This is a genomic window from Methanomassiliicoccales archaeon, from assembly GCA_038850735.1.
GTDB lineage: Archaea > Thermoplasmatota > Thermoplasmata > Methanomassiliicoccales > JACIVX01 > JACIVX01.
Genome location: JAWCLO010000003.1, coordinates 25,129 through 47,418, shown reverse-complemented (window position 1 = coordinate 47,418; position 22,290 = coordinate 25,129). Strand labels below are relative to the sequence as shown.

Here is a 22,290-nt window from a genome sequence, read left to right as displayed (position 1 = left end):
TGCTTCCTTTAGATAGCATACACAAAATTCTATGAAAAGGTTTTAAAGAAGAGCAGTATTCACAGAGCTGATGGTTAGCCAGCTAGATTTGTTGTTCAATCCAAGGAGTGTCGCACTCGTGGGCGCCTCGGGTCGACCTGGGAAAATAGGAAATACGATTTTAATTAACCTTATGGACGGCAATTTCAGATTGTACTTAGTCAACCCCAATGAAGCTGAGATCAACGGAATAAAGACCTACAAGAGCATCATGGAATTGCCAGAAGTGGTCGACCTAGCAGTACTTGCAATCTCAGCAAAAATCACCCCTTCGATCGTAGAGGAATGTGTTCGCAAGGGCGTTCCTTTTGTGATATCTGTTGCCGCAGGGTTCGGCGAAATCGGCGAAGAAGGGAAGGCCCTCGAAAGGAAAATAAGTGAAATCCTGAAAGGCTCAAATACGCGACTTGTTGGCCCAAATACATTGGGGATCATAGTTACGGGAAATAAGCTCGACACGCTATTTGTCCCGAGGGAACGAAGCCCAAGGCCCGTTGATGGAGAAATCACATTGATTTCCCAGAGCGGTTCCATCATGTGTGGTCTTTATGAAATGGCTGAGGATATGGGAGTCGGAATCCGCGCATGTGTGGGGCTTGGCAACAAAGTCGACCTCAGCGAAAATGATTATTTGGAATACTTTGCCCAGGACGATCGAACGAAGTCGATAGCAATGTATTTAGAGTCTTTTTCGGACGGGAGGGAATTTATCCGACTGTGCAGACAGATTACGCCACACAAGCCAATTGTGGCAATCAAAGTAGGCTCTACCGAAAAAGGAGCAAAGGCCGCAATGTCTCACACGGGTGCCATGGCATCCAGTTCAGATGCGCTGGTTACTGGGGTATTCAAGCAGATAGGAGTTCAGAGAGCCTATGATGAAGTCGAATTGATTGATATGGCAAAGGCCCTTGCATATCTCGATCATATCAAAGGCGATCGCGTTGCAATTGTAAGCAGTACTGGCGGATTTGGAGTTATTGCAACGGACATCATCGAATCCAAAGATAAGGGGGTTGGGATGAAGCTTGCTGAAATCAGTGAAAGGGCGAAAAGATTGTTAAAAGAAAAGACGCAGTATTATGCTTCAGTTGAAAATCCTATCGATCTCACTGGAAGTGTGACAGACGATATGTATGGCGATGTATTAGAAATCATCCAGTCAGAAGATGGGGTAGATGCGGTTCTCGTGTTATTGCAGCTACAACCTCCTCTGATCACAAATGGTCTTGTCGATATTGCTGAGGAGAAAATAAGAAAGGGAGGAAAACCGACAATTGTTTGTTGCATTGGCGGTAGTATTCCGCGGCCAATGCTTCGCCGTTTTGAACAAAAGAAAATCCCGGCATACAATTCGCTATCTAGGGCTATAAAAGCCCTCCGATGTCTCTATGACAGAGGTCTCTATTTGAAAAGGATTGGTATGATCCAATGAACTCGAAGAGGAAATCATTTAAGAATATCAAGCTGATTTATGTCAATTGTTATGGATAACGTAACAAGAATTGGCGTTTCGCTTGAACCGGAACTTCTCGAGAGATTCGATGAACTAATAAGAGCGAAAAAATATCCTTCACGGAGTGAGGCCATAAGGGATCTTATCAGAAATGCCCTCGTGGAAGAGATATGGGCCGATGAGAATTCTGATGCTTTTGGGACGATTACATTGGTATACGATCACGAAAGGGGCGGTGTTAGAGAGAAATTGCTTGAAATCCAGCATGCTCACCATTCTCAGATTTCATCATCTATGCATATACATATTGATATTCATCGTTGTCTGGAGGTTCTGGTCGTCGGAGGAAAGGTCAAAGATATCAAGGGGCTCGCAGACGAACTATGTAGTGTGCGTGGCGTACTGCACGGGAAGCTGACAATGACGGCAGGTCGCTTCGAAAAGGCGAATAGTCACTGATCCTATTGATTAATTCAGTAGTCAATGCTAACAGATTGGCAATTCTGCGAAACTAGATTCTTCAAAAGAACATAGTATTTTATACATTATTCTTAATGGGCGAGCGACAGATGAAAATACTTGTTATCTCTGAGAAAACCAACGCGGCGGCTAGAATTGCAAGTATACTCGGCCAAGGGTCTTATTCACGAAAGAATCTGTATGGAACTCCTGTTTTCCAGGTATCACGAAATGGGCAAGATATTTGCATTGTTGGTCTAAGAGGACATATTTTGGAATTAGATTATCCAGATGAGCTCAATGACTGGAGGAAGGTCGACATAAGAGATCTCATATATGCCGTTCCCAGGAAAAAGATCATTGCAAGGAATATTGTTTCGGCTCTCAAGGAATTAGCCAAAGAGGCTGACCAGATAATAATAGCAACAGACTACGACAGAGAGGGTGAACTCATAGGACTCGAAACAGTAAAGCTTCTTTCAATTGATCCAAACAAAGTCAGAAGAGCAAGATTTAGTGCCCTCACGAAAAGCGAGATAGAGAAGGCGTTTTCATCGCTGGTTGATCCTGATGAAAAGCTTGCCGAATCTGCTGAGTGCAGGCAGATTATAGACCTTGCTTGGGGGGCGGCTCTAACACGCTTCATTTCTAAAGCCACGAACCAGATGGGAAAGAATTTTCTTTCGGTAGGCAGGGTGCAGAGTCCGACGTTGAGTCTCATTGTTGACAGGCACAAGGAAATTGAACAGTTTGTTCCGACTCCATACTGGGATATTACTGCCACATTGCGAAGTAAAGAGACTGAGTTTACAGGAAATCATCAAAGAAATCCATTCTGGAATGAAGATGAAGCAAAGAGTGTGCTTGAAAAGTGCCGTGGCGCATCGGAAGGAAAGGTGATTACTTATGATGAAAAGGAAGAAAACGAATATCCTCCTGCCCCTTTCAATACAACTACTTTTCTCGCTGAAGCAAACAGACTCGGAATTACTGCGAGCAGGGCTATGAGCATTGCCGAGGATCTCTATACGTCTGGCTTTATTTCATATCCACGAACTGATAACACCGTCTACCCGAAATCCCTTTCTCTAAGGGGGATTCTCGAAAAACTCAAGGAAACTGATTTCAAGAGAGAAGCAGAGGAGATATTGAGCCAGGACCGTATCATTCCATCAAGGGGAAAATTGGAGGCGACGGATCACCCACCAATACATCCAACGGAGGCAGCAACGAAAAGAACCCTTAAGGATGAAAAGTGGAAGATTTACGAGCTGATCGTGCGACGTTTCCTGGCTACCCTTGCATCTCCTGCAAAGATCAGAAACACGAAGTGTTCAATATCCATCAACGGTGAAGTCTTTGATTCATTTGGATACCAGTTGGTTTCAATGGGATGGAGGAAATACTACCCGTATTATAAGATCGTCGAAACATTCATTCCAAAATTAGCATCTGGCCAAAGCGTAGAAATTTTGAAAATTGGGATTCATAAAAAGCAGACTCGCCCGCCACCCAGATATACGCAAGGCACGCTTATCCAGGAAATGGAGCGTCTAGGTTTGGGTACAAAAAGTACGAGACATGAGATCATACAAAAGCTGTACGAGCGCAATTACGTTCGTGGAAACAATCTCATTCCTACTCCAGCTGGCATTGCGGTGGCAGAAGCTCTTGAAAAGTACGCCAACATGATAACAGATAGCAAGATGACGTCTCACCTCGAAAAGGATATGGATGAAATTGCGGGCGGTGACAGTTCGCTTGAGGACGTCGTGCGCGAATCTCAAGATATGCTCTCCGATGTTGTGGAGACTATGGAAAAACATGAGGAACAAATTGGCTATGAGATAAAATCAGCTCTCGAAGAGCAGAAGAGTGTTGGAGACTGTCCTGCGTGTGGCGGAAAACTAAAGATACTGAAATCGAAAGATGGCCGTGAATTCATAGGGTGCTCTGGGTATCCGAAATGCAGGACGAGCTTTTCGAAGCCAAAGGGTGCTGCGATAGAAGCTACAGGTACGAAATGCGACGAGTGTGGAATGCCACTAATTAAGACTATAAGAAAAGGACAAAAGCCAGAGATAATTTGTATTGATCCCAATTGCATAACCAATAAGAATAAGAACTCCATTTCAAAATGCCCAAAATGCGGAAAATCTATGCGATTGATTTATTCTAGTTCAGGAAAACGCTTTCTCGGTTGCAGCGGTTATCCAGACTGCGATCAAACATTTCCGTTGCCACAGAAAGGTCAAGTGAAGACGTCGGAATCAGCATGCGACATTTGTGGGTCACCTATGATTGAGATTGAAATCGGGAAGCGCACTAGAAAGACTTGTCTTAATCAGAATTGTCCCTCCAAGAGATCAAACGGTAAGAAGATTTCTGGTGCATCAAAGAAAAAGAAAAGCAAGGACTAATCAATTATCCTCGAAAGCTTGAATATCACGGGATTTTTTGGATCGACGCAGCAACAATGGACTACACCGTCCTCCTCTCCAAATTCTCTGAAATTCCCTCCGAATCTCAGCGTCGTAACGAAGGGGATCATAACGTAAGTAGCCCAAACACAGAGACCTGGTGGAGGGAATGCACCGAATTCAAATGTATCACCTACTTTGATTCCCATTGGGCACCTTCCAGATCCACCGATCCCTACAACTTCAACTTTTACATTGTATGCCATACCACACCCTTATTTTGTTGCTGCGATCGGGATGCTGGCTACAAGCTCTCTGTAGCTAGCGACATTATTGATACATCCCGGATCAGGAGCCAAATAATCACCAAAGTAGTTATATGCTCTCGCCCTGCAACCGCCACAATGATACCGATAATCACAGGATCCGCAGCTTCCTTTTAGAAGATCCTTGTTTCTCAAATCCTCAAATACCCTATTGTTAAGCCAGATGTCATCCAAATTATCAGTTCTTACATTGCCTACCTTAAGCGGGAAAAACACACATGGCTCGATATCGCCGTTCGCACGTATCGCCATATAAAACCTTCCAGCCCCACAACCGCCGATAAACTCCGTCAGATTGAACAGATTCCCTTCCACCTCAGGATTGTAGAAATGCGTGGGTACAACAATCTTTCCATTTTCTCCGCAACTCTGCAGTGCCACTCGTGCATACTGAGGCGCAGTTGTTAGAAGTTCACATTTTACTTCCTTCAATTTGCCATAAAGCATCTTAAGAAGCTCTTCCCTCTCTTCCGGGCTGAGATCATTTTCCACAATTATTCTGCCTCTGCCAGTTGGAACAAAATTGTATGCCATGAACCAATCCACGCCGAGTGTTTCGCAAAGATCGATGATATCCGGTATCTGATGCAGGTTTCTCCTCGTAACCGTTGTTGAGATATTCACGAAGAAATCTTGTTCAACGGCATTTTTCACTCCTTCGATTGTTTTATCAAATGCACCTCTGAGTCCTCTGAATCCGTCATGCGTTGCAGCGTCAGCGCCATCAATGCTTATCTGCAAATAATGTACTCCCGCTTCTTTCATCTGCCTGGCTTTTTCTGGCGTGATAAGCGTCCCATTCGTTGCAATTGAAACATACATGCCGTGGTCGGCTGCCCGCCTTGTTAACTCGAGCATGTCCTTTCGGACGAGAGGTTCACCGCCCGAAAAAGCAAGAATTGGTATGCCCATAGCTGCTAGTTTATCCACCAAAGCCAAAGCTTCTTCATGATTGAGTTCATCTGCTTGGGCCTTACCAGCTGTTGCATAACAATGCTGGCACCGAAGATTGCAGGCGTATGTCACATCCCATACCACCTGGAACGGTGCCCCGGGTACAAAGGGTCTCCTTACGCCGAATCGGGCGATTCCACTGATAACATTGGCAAGTCCCTTTCTCCAATAAGGATCCTTAAAGCGAGCTTTCATTTCATTTTCAGTGACGCCAAATGCCTTCGCACCCCGCCTCAGAACAGATGCTAGAGGTTTTTCGGCAGCTCTGCAAAAAACACAGGCATCCTCTCTAGCTCCCACGTAAAGCTCGAGCGCCACTTCTAGCCGATTCTTTTGATCGATCTCACAGAACTTGCTCATACCTGAAAGTATTTTCCTCGTCACAGGATTGCCGATCATTGTTCTTAGAACCTGCACCCCTGTTCCGGTTTTCATGCGATCAACCCTTTATCGAGAGCTCAGGGATTCGATATGTTGACATAATCCCTGAGTTTCGATGAATGTTACTAGGGGGGACTACCTTCAATTATCCTATTTATTATTTTCTCCAGAAAGATTTCCAAAATTCAAAAGGAATCCGATGAGCGAATCTCCGAAGACTGGATATATCCCAACACCATCTCTCAAAACTGCGAACCTCACCAGATAAGAATTACGCCGTTTCATGATCGTGCGAATGCTCGTGATTTTCTTCATGATGTTCATGGTCGTGTACATCAATATCTTCAATAACTACGGCAAACTCCCTGGGGCCGATTCTTTCCCGAAGGATCGTCTCAAATATTCTCTCAATTTCTGCCCTTTTCAAGCCATATAGCAGAATGTTGATGACAAGACTCACCTTCCTAATTTCACCCTGGAGTACCCCTCTGCAGCTGATTTTTCCATCATTGCTTGTGATACTACACGCCATGAAATTCCCGTTATCTGACTCTGCGATGCACTTAGCATGGCCAATAAGTGTCGCACCAGCATCAACACATTCTACCACACATTTCGACATAATTCCTTTGATAAGATCCTCAACCTCCGCTCCTGATTTTGGAATTTTTGCCGTGATAAGAACTCTTGCTGCATATGCAGAAAAATCAGGCGTTAGCATGTACCCACCACCATAAAATCCACAACACTATCGAGATTTGTTCCTTCAGTGGCCGATACAGGAATTATGGGACTACTTGATCCAAATTCCTTAATTCTAGATTCCATTTCCCGAATCGCTTCCTCATTTTCAATTTCGTCAATTTTATTGATAAGGACAAGTCCTGCAGCTCGGATTTGGGCTCTAAATGGTCTTTCAAGTGCTTTGATTATTACTGAAAATCGAATGGCATCTACTATGACAACAGTTAGAACTTTGCAGATCGGTGGACCATTATACATCTCGAGAGAGTTCAAAATAGCTTGCGGGTCTGCGATACCTGTCGGTTCGACAATTATGATATCTGGCTCGAATTGGGTAGCCACCGTTTTCAAAGTGCTGATAAAATCAGGACCAAGCGTACAACATATGCATCCGCTTGCAAGTTCCTGAACCCGAAGACCATATTTTTCCATAATTTTGCCATCAATCCCAATTTTTCCAAAATCGTTGACAATTATGACGATTTTCTTGCCTGTTCGTTCAATTATCTTTGACACGGTTGCCAGGATAAGTGTTGTTTTTCCTGATCCCAGAAATCCCGCGATGACAATCAGCTCCATCTTTGACACCCGTCTTCATGCTACTGGTTTCACTTATGGGCAATTACCATACACCATGTTAATAAATATTGCCACAAATCCGGACACACTATCGATAATTTCTTTTCGCTACGATATTTGGAAGAAAACTCTCCTCTTGCAATAAATATCATTTCTTAAAAAAAACAATCGTTGCACATAGGAGTTCCAAGGTTCTTTGAAAGTTAGGATATCATGTAAAAAAAAATGAGCGTTAGTGCGGTTGGTTTAAATGGAACCGTTTTTGAAGTAACAATCCAACCCAGACTGTTTCACTTATTCCGAAATCAAATGGCAAAAATGATAGCAACTTTTATTTGAAAGGTTATGCATGTAAAAAATTCCGAGGAACTAGGTGTTTAAATGGGGCGCGAAATCCTTGATGATAAGGACAAGGAACTTCTAAAGATGCTTGCAAATCATCCTGAGTGGACTTATGAGAAAATAGCCGAAAAAATGGGGATGACTAGCAGATCCGTGGGATATAGAATTGAAAGATTGAGGGAACTTAAGATCCTTCAAAAAGCCAACTTGATTTATTATGATCGTTTGGGGGATTTGATCTATTCGGTCGTATTAAAATTCGATACGGGTCTCTCTTCCCATGATCAGGAACGTATACTCAGGGAATTGAAGAACCATCCAGCTACGATACAGGTTTTCACTGCAATTGGTGCCTTTAGCGCAATTCTTCTTTTTCATGCCGAGAATCCAAGAGAGGCAGAGAAACTCATCAGAGAGCTGATCATAAGTAACCGTTGCTTTTCAGGATACGAAATCAGCCAGATCACCGAGATCTATAGCATCTACAGACACTACTACTGACTTGATGGAAATGATAAGAGTACGATTTGAGCCTACTGGAAAAATTGTCGAAGTGGATAAACCTGGAGAGAGCCTGTTTGAAATTGCGATGCGTGCTGGCGTTCCAATTGAATCAGTCTGTGGCGGTCGTGGCTCTTGTGGAAGATGCCGTGTCGTTGTGACAACAAAAGATGCACCGATTTCTCAAGAAGATGCGAAATTCATTTCTAAAAATGACCTCATGAGAGGGGTTAGGCTCGCATGCAAACTCATTGTTGAGGATGATTTAGTCATTGACATTCCTGAGGAGTATGAAAAGAAGGAGCAGATCATTCTTGTGAAATCTTTTGCACATGTAGATACGGATCCTACAGTCAAGAAAATTACTATTCAAGTTCCGCCTCCTACAATTGATTTCCCATTGCCTGATTTCGAACGCTTGAAGAATTCGATAAAGCAAATCGGGGGATTTCTTCATATTCCTCTGAAAATATTGTCTCTTCTTCCAGACTACTTGCGAAAAAATTCAGAGGCACATATTGTATTAAGACACGATGAAATACTCGGGCTTACTGAGAAGAATGAAGGCGTTTACGGTATTGCAGTCGATATTGGAACAACAACAGTGGTTGCATATCTCATTGATCTCGTCGATGGAAGGGAACTTGCAGTAGAATCTGACATGAATCCGCAGATCAAATATGGCGATGATGTGATATCCCGAATTACGTTCAGACTTGAACGGGAAGAAGGAGTCGAAATTCTCAGAAATCAGATAGTGTCATGCATAAACGATTTGATAAATAGATGCGCTACATTAGCAGGAATAAAAAGGGACGAAATATACGAGGTAGTCATTGTTGGAAATACCGTCATGCACCATTTGTTTTGGGGATTGGAGGTTCAATCATTTGCCTTTTCACCATATATTCCCGTTGTTGCACGTAGCCTCGAAGAGAAAGCGAAAGTCGCCGGCGTTGAAATAAATGAGGAAGGATACGTTTATTCGCTTCCAAATATCGGCGGATTCGTCGGTGCTGATCATGTTGGGGTATTGCTTGCGGTTCGTGCCGATGAAAGTCAATATAATCGCCTGGCTATTGATATTGGAACCAATGGAGAGATTTCAGTCATCACACCTGGAAGAATAATCAGTGCGTCGTGTGCAGCGGGGCCTGCGTTTGAAGGCGGGTGCCTAAGGTTTGGCATGAGAGGAGCAAGAGGAGCAATAGATCATGTCAAAATCACAGAGAACCTGGGAGTGAAGTACAGTGTTATAGGAAATACAAAACCCCGAGGTATATGCGGATCTGGTATTGTTGATGCAATAGCTGAAATGGTGCGGTTAGGGATCATAGACAGATCTGGAAGAATAATGGAGGAAATCGATTCTCCCAGGATTGGTGTCCAAAATGGAGAATCTTATTTCATCGTCGCTTTTGAAGACGAAACGGCAGTTAAAGAGCCAATAGTTATTACACAGAACGATGTCTTGCAAATCCAATTTGCGAAGGCTGCCATGTACGCTGGAACGGAAATTTTAATGAAAATGTCTGGAATTTCTGACAAAGAAATTGACGAGATTCTTTTGGCCGGTGCCTTTGGGAATTATATAGACCCAGCAAATGCGAGAATGATTGGCATTTTTCCAGAGGTACCACTAGATCACATAGTTAGTATTGGAAATGCGGCAGGCTCTGGGGCAAAGATGGCACTCCTCAACAATGAAATGAGAAAAAAAGCTGAGGAAATTGCAAGAAAGGTCGAGTACATCGAACTTGCCGCGCAACCCGATTTCGAAGAAGCATTCTATTCAGCCCTTTATTTCCCGCACAATGACCTTACCAGATTCCCCATCGCATCTTCCGAGATTTCCACAGGGAAAAGAGATTTTTCGTTTAAACCGGAAATTACTGGTGGTCGATGAAGGAAAATATAATCTAATGGTCACAATATCCTTATTCAGATTTGCGTCAGGGAGTGCTATTATGGGGGGTTATGCCGGCAAGATTTTAAGGATAGATTTAGAGCAGAATTCGACAAAGGCAGAGAGATTAGATAAGAAAATTGCGAAAGAGTGTATTGGCGGAAAGGGGCTTGGTGCAAAGATTCTTTTGGATGAAGTCCCAACGCATATAGATCCACTCTCTCCGGAGAACACGATTGTGTTTGCGGTAGGACCGTTGACTGGAACGCGCGCACCTACTTCAAACAGATACGGAGCTTTTTTTAAGTCACCTCTTACTGGGATATGGGGTGAATCTTATTCTGGAGGGCACCTGGGACCTCAAATAAAGAAAGCAGGATATGATGCTGTTATTATTCGTGGTAAATCTTCATCACCGGTTTACATTACTGTTGTAGATAACAACGTCGAGATTCATGACGCTAGCAGTCTTTGGGGAAAATCAACGATAGAAACTGAGGAGGCCGTTCGCAAGGATATGGGCGAGCCAAAAGCTAAAGTCATGACTATTGGCCCGGCTGGTGAGAAGCTTGTTAAGTTTGCTTGTATATCTAATGACAAATATAGGCAGCTGGGGAGGGCTGGAGCGGGGGCGGTTCTCGGATCCAAAAAAGTCAAGGCCATCGCCTTTTTCGGCTCTCGAGAAATCGAAGTTGCTGACGAAGAAAAATTCAACTCTGTCGTGAAAGAAGTACTAGATCGGATTCCAAAAGATGGGCCTCTGACAAAGTACGGAACACCTGTTATGGTGAACAATCAAAACGCACTAGGTGCATTCCCTACTCACTACTGGCAAAAGGGATTTTTTGAATCCTATTTGCGGATAAATGCACCGGCGATGGAAAAGGAGATACTAGATAAGAATAAAGCATGCTGGAATTGCCCAGTAGCTTGTGGTAAAATGTCATCTGTAAAAGACGGAAAATACAAAGGAACAGTTGTGGAAGGGCCAGAGTATGAGACCATTTTTGCCTTCGGCGGACTTTGCGAAATTGCAGACATCAAATCTATTGCAAAAATCAATGAATTGTGCGATGAATTAGGTCTCGATACAATCACTGCTGGGAATGTGATCGGATTTGCTATGCGTGCCTATGAAATGGGACGTCTCAATACAGAGTTTTCCATAAAGTTTGGTGATGATGAAGTTGTGCTCAGACTGCTCAACATGATCTCGAATAGAGAAGGTCTTGGCAACACGCTGGCAGAAGGAGTCAAAAGGGCTTCTGAAGTTTTGTCTCTCGAAGACATCGCTGTGCATGTAAAAGGACTCGAACCGCCAGGGTACGACCCTCGGGGATATAATGGCATGGCACTTTCATATGCAGTTGGAGTCAGAGGTGCCGATCATCTCAGATCAACTGCCTATGCATACGAAATGAGGGGAATCTCTGATAGGTTTTCAGTTTCAGGAAAAGGTAGATATGTTAAGGGTCTTGAGGATAAGCTGGCGATAATTGACTCAGCAGTCGTGTGCTGCTTCGTCAGAGATGCTTATGAGTGGGATGATTTGGCGAAACTCTATACATTTGCAACCGGCATTTCAATATCTACAGACGAAATTCAGTTTGCGGGTGCAAGGGCAGTTGATAACGCCAGGAGATTTAGCACCAGAGAAGGCATTAGTAGAAAAGATGACTCTCTCCCCAGAGTCTTCCATGAAGTTCCCTTTATAGATGGATCTTCCAGAATGCATGTTGTGGTGAGGGAGGATCTGGAGAAGATGCTTGACGAGTATTACGAAGCTAGGGGATGGAACAAAGATGGCATTCCACCAATCCATTAAGCCATAATCATAGATTTTGCCTCTCTTCCATTTCATTCCCTTTTTCATAAAGCGACTTATTTGAGATGATTGTTCGACATTCTCCAGTCGTTATCAGCTTATTAAATGAATGAGTATTTTGATGATTATATTCGATGCGCTTATATGAATTCAAAAATGGAAATTCTCGTCATTAACGATAATCGAAAAAAAGAAATAAAGTTTTTAGAAAAAAACTAGCGTTTGTCGTTTTCCTTTAACAACTGATCCACAATCTCCATCGCAATATCAATCTCTTCTCTCTTAATATTCAGTGGCGGAATGATTCGTATACTGCTTGGACCGCAGAACAATATGAGAAGCCCTCTCTTCATTGCATCGATGCATATCTTATTGCGTTCATCAGGAGCTGGTGCTTTTGATTTCTTGTCCTTCACGATTTCGATAGCTGTCATAAGCCCTATGCCGCGCACATCGCCTAGGATTTCGTAATTCTCTTTCATTTCATTCAAACGCTTCAGCATGTAAGTCCCTTGCTTTGTTGCGTTTTCCAGCATACCTTCCTCTTCGATTGCTTCGATTGTCGCAAGGGCAGCAGCACAGGTAACAGGGTTGCCGCCAAATGTCGTAGCATGAGCACCAGGCTGTTTGATATCGTACTTCTCATTGAAAATGCATGCACTCATTGGCAGACCAGAAGCGATTCCTTTTGCCACAACCATGATATCAGGGACTACATCGAAGTGCTCAATCGCAAACCACTTGCCCGTTCTTCCAAATCCAGATTGAACTTCATCGGCAACAAAGAGAATTCCATATTTTTCACAAATTTTCTTTATCTCCTTCATCCAGGGAAGCGGAGGGACTATATAACCACCTTCGCCCTGGATTGGTTCGACAAATATTGCAGCAACCTCTTCAGGTGGAATAAACTTTTGGAGGTAAAGTTCATCAAGGATCTTGGCACAGTAAATATCACATTCTGGGTACGACATTTTGTACGGGCACCTATAGCAATAAGCAAATGGTACATGCAGAACCCCTGGCATTTCTGGGAAAAATCCTTTCCGATAAGCGGTCCTGCTTGCCGTGAGACTCAACGCTCCAATGGATTTTCCATGAAAGGCACCAATAAATGCTATGTTCCTTGGTCTTCCAGTTGCCCATCTTGCAACCTTTATAGCTGAGTCAATTGCGCCAGCACCGCTACACATGAAGTAGACCTTTTTCACGAAATCTCCTGGTGTAATTTCGTTTAATTTTTTAGCCACTTCGCCTTCGATATTTTGAGAAAGAAGTATACCAGGAAAATGGATAAGCTCTCCGACCTGCCTCCGTACAGCTTCCACGACCTTTGGATGGCAATGTCCCGTATTGTTGACGGCTATTCCAGACTGAAAATCAAGATAGACATTTCCATCAACATCCTCCACATAGGATCCCTGACCCCGCTTTGCGACAACAGGTATAACTTTGTTTGTTGTAGCCAGATACTTTTTGTCTCTTTCGATAATTTCTTTTGCTTTTGGACCTGGTGGCTCAACGACGATTGAAATTCGGTTAAGCTTCTCCTCTGACATTTATATCCTCCGTCTGTTTTCTTTCCAGAACTTGACACTTAACCCATATAATTTTGCTTCCTTACGTCGGTTCAAATTCGGAATTTAGGAAACACGACATTTTCGCTCATGTATGAGCCCTCTATGCCATTTTCGAATATACTACATCGCCACCAACCATCGTGAGAAGCACTTTGATATTCTTGATGTCGTCTGGCTTGACTTCAAGAGGGTTGTCGGTTAGTATCACAAGATCAGCGTATTTTCCTACTTCAATGGATCCTTTAACCTTTTCTTCCCCTGTTGCGTACGCTCCTTCAATGGTCACCATTCGTAATGCTTGCTCCACAGGCACACACTGCTCTGGATGCCATCCACCTTCTGGAACACCTTGCGGATCTTTCCGCACTGCAGCCGCATATATATTCATAATCGGGTTCATCGTCTCTATGGGTGCATCTGTTCCTGAACACATGTGGATGCCGGCCTCCATCATCGATCTGTAAGGATGAGCATACTTTTCCCTTTCTGGGCCAACGAGTCTCGGTATCCAATGTTGGCCTTTCATTACAAATACGGGTTGAACGTTGGCAATTATATTCATTTCCTTGAATTGCCTGATGAGATCTGGTGCATGTATTATGCAGTGACTGATCTTAAATCTCGGATCTCTGACTTTATATTTCCCAAGCGTTTCGCGGAATATTTTCAGAACAGTTTCAATAGCGGCATCGCCTAAAGCATGAATATCTACTCTAATTCCATGTTTGGTCGCTTTATCCACGAAAGCATGAATCTCTTCGGGCTCAACCCGCATGACTCCCTTTGTTTCTGGCATATCAACATACGGTAATCTCAATGCGGCAGTGTGACTACTTAGCGATCCGTCAACGATCATTTTCGCCCCTGCCAGTCTGACCTTGCTAGTCCCAAAACCGCTCATTATACCCGTCTTGATGAGGTAATCCAAATACTGGTAGCCAAGATAGAAGTTAACGCGAACGGGCAAATTACCCTCTGCTTCAAGCTCTTGGTATGCTTTCACCTGCGCATCACCAGCAAGTATGTCAACAATTGAGGTAAGACCCCATTCTGCAGCTCTATCTACGCAAAACTTCAGGGCTGCCTTGCTTTGCTCGTAACTGAACAAGCCAGCACCTGTTTCGAGAAAACCGGGGGCTATGAGATCAATCGCATTTTCAAGCAACACACCCGTTGGTTCACCCTTCTCATCTTTAACAATAGTTCCTCCTGGCGGATCAGGCGTGTCACGCGTAATTCCTTTCTGCTTCATGAGCATGGTATTGATTAGGTAAATGTGCGCATTCCAGTGAATAAGAAACACGGGATGATCGGGTGCCACGCTATCTACTTCCCATCTTGTTGGGTAACGTCTTTCTGCCATGCGTTCTTGATTCCACCCAAACCCCAGAACCATCTCACCTTTCGGCGTTTCCTTTACCTTTTCCTTTATCCGTTCAAGCATTTCTGGTATATCTTTGACGTCAGTAAGATGCACACCTCTCGCAAAATGACCTACGAGCAGTGGATGCATATGCGAATCATGGAAGCCCGGAACGACAGTTTTTCCTTTGGCGTCTATCACCTTGGTATTTTTTCCAATCATTGGCTTTATTTCTTCATTGGTTCCAACGGCGGCGATTCGACCGTTGAGTATACCCACGGCTTCCGCCTTTGACATTTTATCATCCACGGTGATCACCGTGGCGTTTAGTATCGCAGCATCAAGAGAGATGCCTAGACAATCAGTTCCTTTCTTATTACTCATCAACACCAATCCTCCTTCCCTTCATGAATGATTCAATTTTTTCTCCTTCCATACAATTCAGCCGCCCTTACCATGGCTTTGATATTTTCCAAGGGAGTATTCGGCGAAATTTCACAACCAGGCGAGAGTATCATACCTCTGCCGTCTGCAAATCCTTTATCGATGGCATCTTTCGATTCCTGCTCAACTGAATGAGAATCTTCGAGTATCAGCGTGGTTGTTTGATCGACACCACCAACAAGGCATACCCTGCTTCCATATTCTCTCTTTGCTGTTGCCAGATCAAGAGTACTTCCTCTATCCCACCAGTTTATTCCGTTTGCATTTTTATACTCAGCAAGTAGTGAAAAATGAGGTTCCACACCGCAGACATGCAAAATATTTAGACCATCTTGCTTTTTCACCGAAGAGAGAACTAGGCGATCATACTTCTCGCCAAATTCCTTATACTGGTCTATAGTTGTGATTTCACCAGATGCTCGCGTGGTAGCAAAAAGAGCACCATCTGCCCCAGCATCGATGATCTCATCCATATAAGCAATGATGGTTTCGGACATAGTTTTCAATCCCACGTGGAGTAAATCGGGATTGAGAAGTATATCCATCATAACCTGTTCCATATTGCAAACATGAGTTGCGGATGTCAATGGACTGGGAACGTAAGGCATGATGGCGACTTTGTCTCCGAGAGATTTTCTGATCATATCTACGGCTTTTATAGTAACATGCATTCTCCCATCAACCCTGGGATCTAGTGGTTTCAATTTTTCCCAATCTTCAGGTTCCTTCACCGCAAATTCATGGAGCATTGGTGTTAGGTCGGCTTCATATCGCATTCTCACACCCCACCCCTCTGCTAATTGTCCCATATCAGATGTGGGATTTAGTATGTCCACACCGGTTGATTCCCAAAACGCAATTTGCCCTTTGGCCATCTTCTCGCCATTTTGTGCATATTCTTTTGTTGGATATTTTCCAGCAATTGCCCCAATCGTCCAACCCATGCCGCATACTGGAATGCGATCGGGAGACTCCATCGCAAGGGCAGCATGTACCCTGTTTCTTGAATTCATAAGAGGTTCCACTCCACACATTAGTATCAATTTCAGTCCTTGTCCTGCCGAGCTGCGAGATAGCACTGATTGCCTTTCATCAATTCTGAAACCATCTCAACGGCTAAGACTGCGTCCGCAGCGTAGCCATCAGCTCCTATTCTCTTGGCAAATGTGACGGTGACAGGTGCACCTCCCACCATGTACTTTACTTTCTCTTTCAAGCCGGCATCCTTCAACTTAGTGAGAATAACCTCGAGCTCTGGCATCGTTGCTGTCAAAAGCGTTCCCGCTCCTACGATATTTGCATTGTGTTGTTTTGCGGCCTCAATGAATTTGTCGAGTGGCACATCCTTTCCCAAATCATGAACCTTGTAGCCATATACCTGCAACATTCCAACAACAAGGTTCTTTCCAATGTCATGAATATCATTTTGCGCCACGCCAATGACCACCGTACCAGCTTCGCCTTTTGTCTCCATCACATATGGTAGCAACATCTTTTTAAATGAGTGTGTGGCTAATATCAATTGAGGCAGCGCTATTTCTCTTTCTCTATATTTATGACCAACAACATTCATCGCATCGATTAGAACCTTTCCAACCTCTTTACTGTCTATCCCAGCTGCTTTCAGCATCTCGCCGATCTTCTGGGCTTCCCCAACCTTTCCATTAACGACACATTCATATGCCATTTTATATTGATCTTCATTCATCACATTACACCGCCTTATCCCAATTCGATCGCATCCTCGCAACTCAATACATATTCAATTTCCAATGCTTCGTTCTGGTGGCTTACAAATATAGAAAAATGAAAGAGTTTCTTGCGCTCCTAGTACTTTCCATACCTTCTTGCCGCATTGATAGCCGCTCGCATATTGTGCCAAGGAGTCTTTGGAGAAACTTCACAACCAGGAGCAAGAACGAAACCGCTTCCATGCTTTGCCTTCTCGCAGGCGTCCTTGATTTCAGCTGCAACATCATCAGGCGTTCCCGTTACAAGGGTATTCGTATGATCGATCCCTGCCATAAGTGCAAGATGCTTGCCATAAGTGGCCTTGGCTTCTGATAGATTTGGCTTCGCACCTCTGTCCCACCATGAGATGGCCTTGACATTTTTGAATTTTCTCCTGTAATCATCAATTATCTCAAACATTGGCTCTACGCCACAGATATGCGGTACATGAACCATTGCTGGGGTTTTCTTGAAGACCTCTTCGTCGTATGGCGCCCCAAACTCTCTGTATTGTTCAACGGTGGTAATTTCCTTGCTCGCGCGCGTCGTAAGATAACCAGCAAAATATGCACCATTATCAACACAGGCATTGATAAAAGCTGCCACGGTCTCTGTAATTGCCTTAAGACCTTTTTTTAGAGCGTCAGGATCTGTAATCATATGCATAAGCGTGTCTTCCATTGAACATACGTGTGTTGTCGTTGTTAAAGGACTCGGCATAGACACGCCAATAGGTACTCTATCACCATACTTTTCACTGCATATTGCACAAGCATCCAGATACAATCTCATCCTTCCGTCTACTTTTGGGTCTAGTGGCTCTAGCTTCTCCCAATCACCAGGTTCCTTCACAGGAAACTTCCCAAGAGCCATGTGAATATCAGGCTCTGCCGGAAGCTTCATTCTTACTCCCCAACCCTGAACGATCAGCCCCATGTCTGAAAGACAGTAGATTGTGTCCCCTCCAACGTGCTCATAGAAGGCGATATGAGCCTTTGCCATGTTCGCACCGCTTGTACCGTACCTTACAACATCCATTCCCGGTACAAAATGCACTTCAAAAATTCCGCCAAAAAGCGATACAGGGACATAATCGGGCGTCTCAAAATTCAGGGCCGCTTCAAACCTCTGCATAGGTGTCATTTCCATTTTTGACCAAACCCCCCTATGTTATTTTTTATACTCTTAACTACTTTATATATACTTGCTTCAAAAATCACATCGCATTTAGTCATTTTTGAAAAAATAATGGCGAATAACGAAATTAGTAGAAGAAGTTAGGATGTATCCTTACTCAAAATTATCCTTGCATCCGCCACCACTACGCCCTTTGAGTTTGCAAAAACAGGATTAAGATCCATTTCGTATATTTCACTGAAATCAACGAGAATGTGCGAGACATTTATTAACATCGACACTATTGCATCAATATTTGCCTTCTCCATCCCTCTATAGCCGTCGAGCAAACGCTTACCTTTCAGCTCCGAAAGCATTTCGAGTGCGTCAATTTCATCCACCGGCGCTAATCGATACGATACGTCCTTGAAAACCTCAACGTTGACTCCACCCGTGCCAAGCATAATCATCTGGCCAAATTGAGGATCCTTCATTGATCCTACTATCAGTTCATGACCTCTGCTGGTCTCAGAAATCAGAACCCCTCGAAAGTCAAAATTTCCAAGCGTCCTTTTAATTCTCGAAATCATGTCTTCGAACGATGACTTCACATCTTCGGTCGAACGAATATTCAGTTTCACCCCTCCAAATTCCGTCTTGTGGACGATCTGGGGGGACACTATTTTCATCACAACCGGATATCCGATCAGCTCAGCTGCCTGTATTGCTTCTTCAACATTCTTGCACAAGATCTCTTTAGTTGAGGGAATACCATATGATTCCAGAACCGCCTTAGCCTCGTGCTCCAAAAGAATCGTTCTTCCTTCGTCAAGCACATTCCTTATCAATCGCGCTGCTTCGGCTTTCAAAGCTAAGCCTCCTTGTGGATGTGGATTCTCCTGCGCTGCAGGAATTGAACATACTCATAGATTGCGCCCACCGCCCTTGCTGTTCTTTCAGGCCAGTCAAAGCACGGGACGCTGCTTTTTTGAAGATAATCCATGTTTTCAAGAGCATTTCTGACAGACACCCAGCAAACATAGGTGGGTTTCTCCAATCCTGATCGAAGACACTCATTGACTCTGTCCGCAACTGCTTTGCAAACTTCTGGCATCATTGCCGCACGCTGAAGTATGATTGGAATTATAATGTCAACTTCATCCGATTCATAAAGTATCTTGATAAGTTGAGAATAGAGTTCGACGAACCTAGGCCATATTGGCGTCATATCAATAGGATTCTTTGCGCTCGCATATGGAGGTATTAATTCCCGAATCTTGCGCTGAGTTTCTTCGGTCAACTCTGGAATGATGAGACCTTCCTCTTCGCAAAGATCTGCCAATTCCACTCCCGTTCCGCCAGAATTTGTTATGATGCCAACACGAGGCCCCTTCGGTAGTGGTTGCCAATCAAGCCCCTTTGCGATATTAATAAGGTCAATACCATTTCTTGCGAAAATGATCCCTGACTGCTTGAAGGCCGCTTTATACGCTGTAAATGATCCTGCCAGTGCTGCAGTGTGTGAAGCTGCAGCTCTCGCCGCTCCAGCAGTCCTTCCTGTTTTTGTCGCCACGATGGGTTTCTTTGGCGTTATTCTTTTTGCCTCCTCAAAGAATTCTCTTCCCTTATTAACCGATTCGAGGAATAGGCAAATAACCCTCGTTTCATCATCATCGCCCAAGTACCTTAGAATTTCGTAATCTTCGATGCCTGCTTTGTTGCCGTGCGCCATGATTTTGGCGAACTTCATGTGATGATCAAGTGCAGATGCGAAAATCGCCATTCCGTAGGCGCCAGATTGGGTTACAAATGATATATCCCCACCTCGCGGCGGTGTTCCAACACCAAGAGAGGCATTCAGTCCGATGTTGCAATTGTAAATTCCAAAACAATTCGGTCCTACCACCTTAATATTCCCTTTATTCGCTGCTTCCATCATATCCTCTTCAAGCTTCTTGCCTTCTGGTCCTGCTTCGCTGAATCCCGCAGTAATCACAACTGCAGCCCTTGTCCCTTTCTGAGCAAGCTCCTCCATGACTTTTGGCACAGCCTTTGCAGGGATAACGATTACGGCGAGATCAATCTTATCTGGAACCGATTTGACATCGGGATAACACTTGTATCCAAAGATTTGGTCTTCTGATGGGTTGACCATGTATATTTTTCCTTGATAGCCTCCTGTGATGTTCTTGGCGAACACGTATCCCATTTTACCTTCCTTGCTTGAAGCTCCGATGAGCGCGACTGATTTGGGATTGAAAATCGCATCGATTCTCTGATCCTTCATAAGCTAGACACCCCTTCACATCATAGGACGAATTTTCTCTTAAGCTCCTCAGACTGAAATTCAAGCTGCCTCACTTTAAGTGGGTCAATTTTTCGAATAAGTTCGACTTCCTCGGGGGTAGGCATGTCCATGACCCTTACCTCAGGGTGTATGACTGGACGGAATTGTGTATTTTCCAAAATCGTATCAACCGTCGTATCGGGATAGAGATAGCGCAGTCGCATGATCTTTGTATCTGGATCGAAATCAAAGACACCCAGCTCCGTTACAACCCAATCTGGACCATTTCCGACAAGATCAAGATCCTTTCTCGTGCCATATGGCGTGATGTGTCCAATATTTGTGATAAAATCACATTTATCCACTAGCGTATAAATGATCCTATCCTTTTTTTTCTGCACACGATGTCGAGTTGTCCAGATAGTATAATTTACACAATCAGCGGATAAATTGCAGCCACCGGCGCCACCGGGGAACTTTATCTTGCATTTATCGGGGGTTCCTATCAAACTCACATTTTGGTTTCCGTACTTGTCGATCTGGGCACCACTGAAAAATGAGCGATCAAGTTCGCCTCTTTGAGCAAGATCAAAAATCTTGTCTACGGTGACCATAGCAGTTCTTCCCTGAATCATTACCCAATCGTTTGTTGTGTAGGGTAAAAATGGTGGATTAGGGTCAACAGCGCTTGAAACCCCTCCAAAGTATACCATGTCTTTTGCATGCGTGAGTTTTGCAAAATACATCGCAACCATTGGAATAGGTGAAGAGACGCCGTGAAAGACGGTTGTTCGATCCTTGATCGTTCTTGCCACATTCACCACAAAGAGCTCGTCAATTCCAACTTCAAAACCGTTACTCATAGGTAAACAACTCCATCCACTTCTCTGGACTCTCCCTCCATGAGGCCAGCCTTCTCATCTTAGCTTCACCACCAACTCTTTGGATATATTCCGAATGATCGCTTATTCCATAGATGTATTTCTCAAGATACTCATTACTAAAAACTTCCGGACCAGCGCTTGCCAACCTTATGTATTCAGCTATGTGAGATCGATCATACGCGTAGTATGGATAACAACTGGTTGGATGAGCACCAAAAGGAACATGGACTACCGAAGTAATTTCATAATATGGCACCGTAGGTCCAATCCTTCTCATTTCTTCTTCCGATATGATCTCCTCGGCAGTCACAATGACCTTCTTTGATGCCCTCATAAAAAGTACGTCAGCTACATATGGCGGCTCAAGTTTGACGTTACCATGCACATCGGCTTTATTGACGTGAATGAGTGCAACGTCTGGTTCAAGTGCTGGCACGAGCACCACTTTCTTGCCACTGTAGGGATCAATGAATTCTTTGTACTCTGGATGAAATTTCATCTCGTCGCTACCCTTTATGCTTCTCATCGGAACGAAGGGCATTCCAAATTCAGCAGCGCGTAGCTGATTGATGATCGTATTACAGCAACTTTCACGAATTTTTACGATGCCGCTTTCGCATGCACGACGATAATTGGGGGCCAAGCCGAAGTCCTGTTCGAAGCTCACATGTGTTTCTTCAACCGCACCGACAATTCCACCGCCACAAGCAAGATCTACGTCGAATCCATGCGCTGTACCGACAATGTGAAGATTACGGCGCTTTTGGCGAATGAGTTCATGAATCATTGCTATAGGTTCTCTTAAGCAAAGTCCGCCGCCAAAAGCCACCATATCTCCGTCCTGAATGATTTTAGCGGCCTCCCTTAATGTGGTCAACTTATTACGATCTACAAAAATTCCCATGATTGATCGCTCCAAGCCAAATGATTGAAAAATTAGACAAAAATACTTT

19 protein-coding genes are annotated in these 22,290 nt (G+C 44.0%); 6 read left to right on the top strand and 13 right to left on the bottom strand.

Annotated elements, in window-relative coordinates; genetic code table 11:
• The first annotated feature begins 70 nt into the window (after positions 1 to 70).
• The 3 genes from QW087_02785 (at position 71) to QW087_02775 (ending at position 4,374) form a co-directional block, all read left to right on the top strand.
• Positions 71 to 1,474: a CoA-binding protein gene (locus QW087_02785; GenBank protein MEM2943650.1), complete on the top strand. Its 1,404-nt coding sequence runs from the start codon at positions 71 to 73 to the stop codon at positions 1,472 to 1,474.
• Positions 1,475 to 1,513: 39 nt separating this feature from the next.
• Positions 1,514 to 1,954 carry a nickel-responsive transcriptional regulator NikR gene (gene nikR, locus QW087_02780; GenBank protein ID MEM2943649.1) on the top strand — a complete coding sequence of 147 codons (441 nt, stop codon included), beginning with the start codon at positions 1,514 to 1,516 and terminating at the stop codon, positions 1,952 to 1,954.
• 110 nt (positions 1,955 to 2,064) lie between these two features.
• Positions 2,065 to 4,374: a DNA topoisomerase I gene (locus tag QW087_02775; protein MEM2943648.1), complete on the top strand. Its 2,310-nt coding sequence runs from the start codon at positions 2,065 to 2,067 to the stop codon at positions 4,372 to 4,374.
• Here QW087_02775 and QW087_02770 read toward each other — a convergent pair.
• From QW087_02770 to QW087_02755, 4 genes are all read right to left on the bottom strand, one after another.
• The gene (locus QW087_02770) at positions 4,371 to 4,640 is read right to left on the bottom strand and encodes a TIGR04076 family protein (GenBank protein MEM2943647.1); all 270 of its coding nucleotides are present in this window, start codon (positions 4,638 to 4,640) and stop codon (positions 4,371 to 4,373) included. The genes QW087_02775 and QW087_02770 overlap by 4 nt on opposite strands.
• 9 nt (positions 4,641 to 4,649) lie before the next feature.
• Entirely contained in the window at positions 4,650 to 6,089 is a 1,440-nt protein-coding gene (locus tag QW087_02765) for a radical SAM protein (GenBank protein MEM2943646.1), read from the bottom strand.
• A 217-nt stretch (positions 6,090 to 6,306) separates the two neighbouring features.
• Positions 6,307 to 6,756: a hypothetical protein gene (locus QW087_02760; GenBank protein MEM2943645.1), complete on the bottom strand. Its 450-nt coding sequence runs from the start codon at positions 6,754 to 6,756 to the stop codon at positions 6,307 to 6,309.
• Positions 6,750 to 7,358, bottom strand: a complete 609-nt coding sequence (locus QW087_02755) for a GTP-binding protein (protein MEM2943644.1) — start codon at positions 7,356 to 7,358, stop codon at positions 6,750 to 6,752. The genes QW087_02760 and QW087_02755 overlap by 7 nt, the downstream gene beginning before the upstream one ends.
• 381 nt (positions 7,359 to 7,739) lie before the next feature.
• On the opposite strand from QW087_02755, the gene QW087_02750 reads away from it, so the two are divergent.
• From QW087_02750 to QW087_02740, 3 genes are all read left to right on the top strand, one after another.
• A complete protein-coding gene (locus tag QW087_02750; GenBank protein MEM2943643.1) occupies positions 7,740 to 8,201 on the top strand; it encodes an Lrp/AsnC family transcriptional regulator in 462 nt (153 codons plus the stop codon).
• Positions 8,202 to 8,205: 4 nt separating this feature from the next.
• Positions 8,206 to 10,107, top strand: coding sequence for an ASKHA domain-containing protein (locus tag QW087_02745; GenBank protein ID MEM2943642.1), 1,902 nt, complete (start codon positions 8,206 to 8,208; stop codon positions 10,105 to 10,107).
• A gap of 61 nt (positions 10,108 to 10,168) precedes the next feature.
• Positions 10,169 to 11,932 (top strand): aldehyde ferredoxin oxidoreductase family protein, encoded by a 1,764-nt coding sequence (locus QW087_02740; GenBank protein ID MEM2943641.1) that lies wholly within the window; start codon positions 10,169 to 10,171, stop codon positions 11,930 to 11,932.
• 215 nt (positions 11,933 to 12,147) lie between these two features.
• On the opposite strand, the gene QW087_02735 is transcribed toward QW087_02740, so the two are convergent.
• The 9 genes from QW087_02735 to QW087_02695 all read right to left on the bottom strand — a co-directional run bounded on the left by QW087_02735 (position 12,148) and on the right by QW087_02695 (position 22,241).
• Complete coding sequence (locus QW087_02735) at positions 12,148 to 13,491, bottom strand: acetyl ornithine aminotransferase family protein (GenBank protein MEM2943640.1); 1,344 nt, start codon at positions 13,489 to 13,491, stop codon at positions 12,148 to 12,150.
• A gap of 121 nt (positions 13,492 to 13,612) precedes the next feature.
• Positions 13,613 to 15,259, bottom strand: coding sequence for an amidohydrolase family protein (locus tag QW087_02730; protein MEM2943639.1), 1,647 nt, complete (start codon positions 15,257 to 15,259; stop codon positions 13,613 to 13,615).
• A gap of 32 nt (positions 15,260 to 15,291) precedes the next feature.
• Entirely contained in the window at positions 15,292 to 16,332 is a 1,041-nt protein-coding gene (locus QW087_02725) for a uroporphyrinogen decarboxylase family protein (protein MEM2943638.1), read from the bottom strand.
• Positions 16,333 to 16,364: 32 nt separating this feature from the next.
• Positions 16,365 to 17,027, bottom strand: a complete 663-nt coding sequence (locus QW087_02720; GenBank protein MEM2943637.1) for a cobalamin-dependent protein — start codon at positions 17,025 to 17,027, stop codon at positions 16,365 to 16,367.
• Positions 17,028 to 17,146: 119 nt separating this feature from the next.
• A complete protein-coding gene (locus QW087_02715) occupies positions 17,147 to 18,199 on the bottom strand; it encodes a uroporphyrinogen decarboxylase family protein (GenBank protein MEM2943636.1) in 1,053 nt (350 codons plus the stop codon).
• Positions 18,200 to 18,327: 128 nt separating this feature from the next.
• Positions 18,328 to 19,035, bottom strand: coding sequence for an acetate--CoA ligase family protein (locus tag QW087_02710; GenBank protein ID MEM2943635.1), 708 nt, complete (start codon positions 19,033 to 19,035; stop codon positions 18,328 to 18,330).
• A 2-nt stretch (positions 19,036 to 19,037) separates the two neighbouring features.
• Positions 19,038 to 20,453, bottom strand: coding sequence for a CoA-binding protein (locus tag QW087_02705; GenBank protein MEM2943634.1), 1,416 nt, complete (start codon positions 20,451 to 20,453; stop codon positions 19,038 to 19,040).
• Between the two features lie 20 nt (positions 20,454 to 20,473).
• On the bottom strand, positions 20,474 to 21,316 hold the full coding sequence (locus tag QW087_02700; protein ID MEM2943633.1) for a CoA-transferase: 843 nt from the start codon (positions 21,314 to 21,316) through the stop codon (positions 20,474 to 20,476).
• The gene (locus tag QW087_02695) at positions 21,309 to 22,241 is read right to left on the bottom strand and encodes a CoA-transferase (protein MEM2943632.1); all 933 of its coding nucleotides are present in this window, start codon (positions 22,239 to 22,241) and stop codon (positions 21,309 to 21,311) included. The genes QW087_02700 and QW087_02695 overlap by 8 nt, the downstream gene beginning before the upstream one ends.
• Between the last annotated feature and the right edge of the window lie 49 nt (positions 22,242 to 22,290).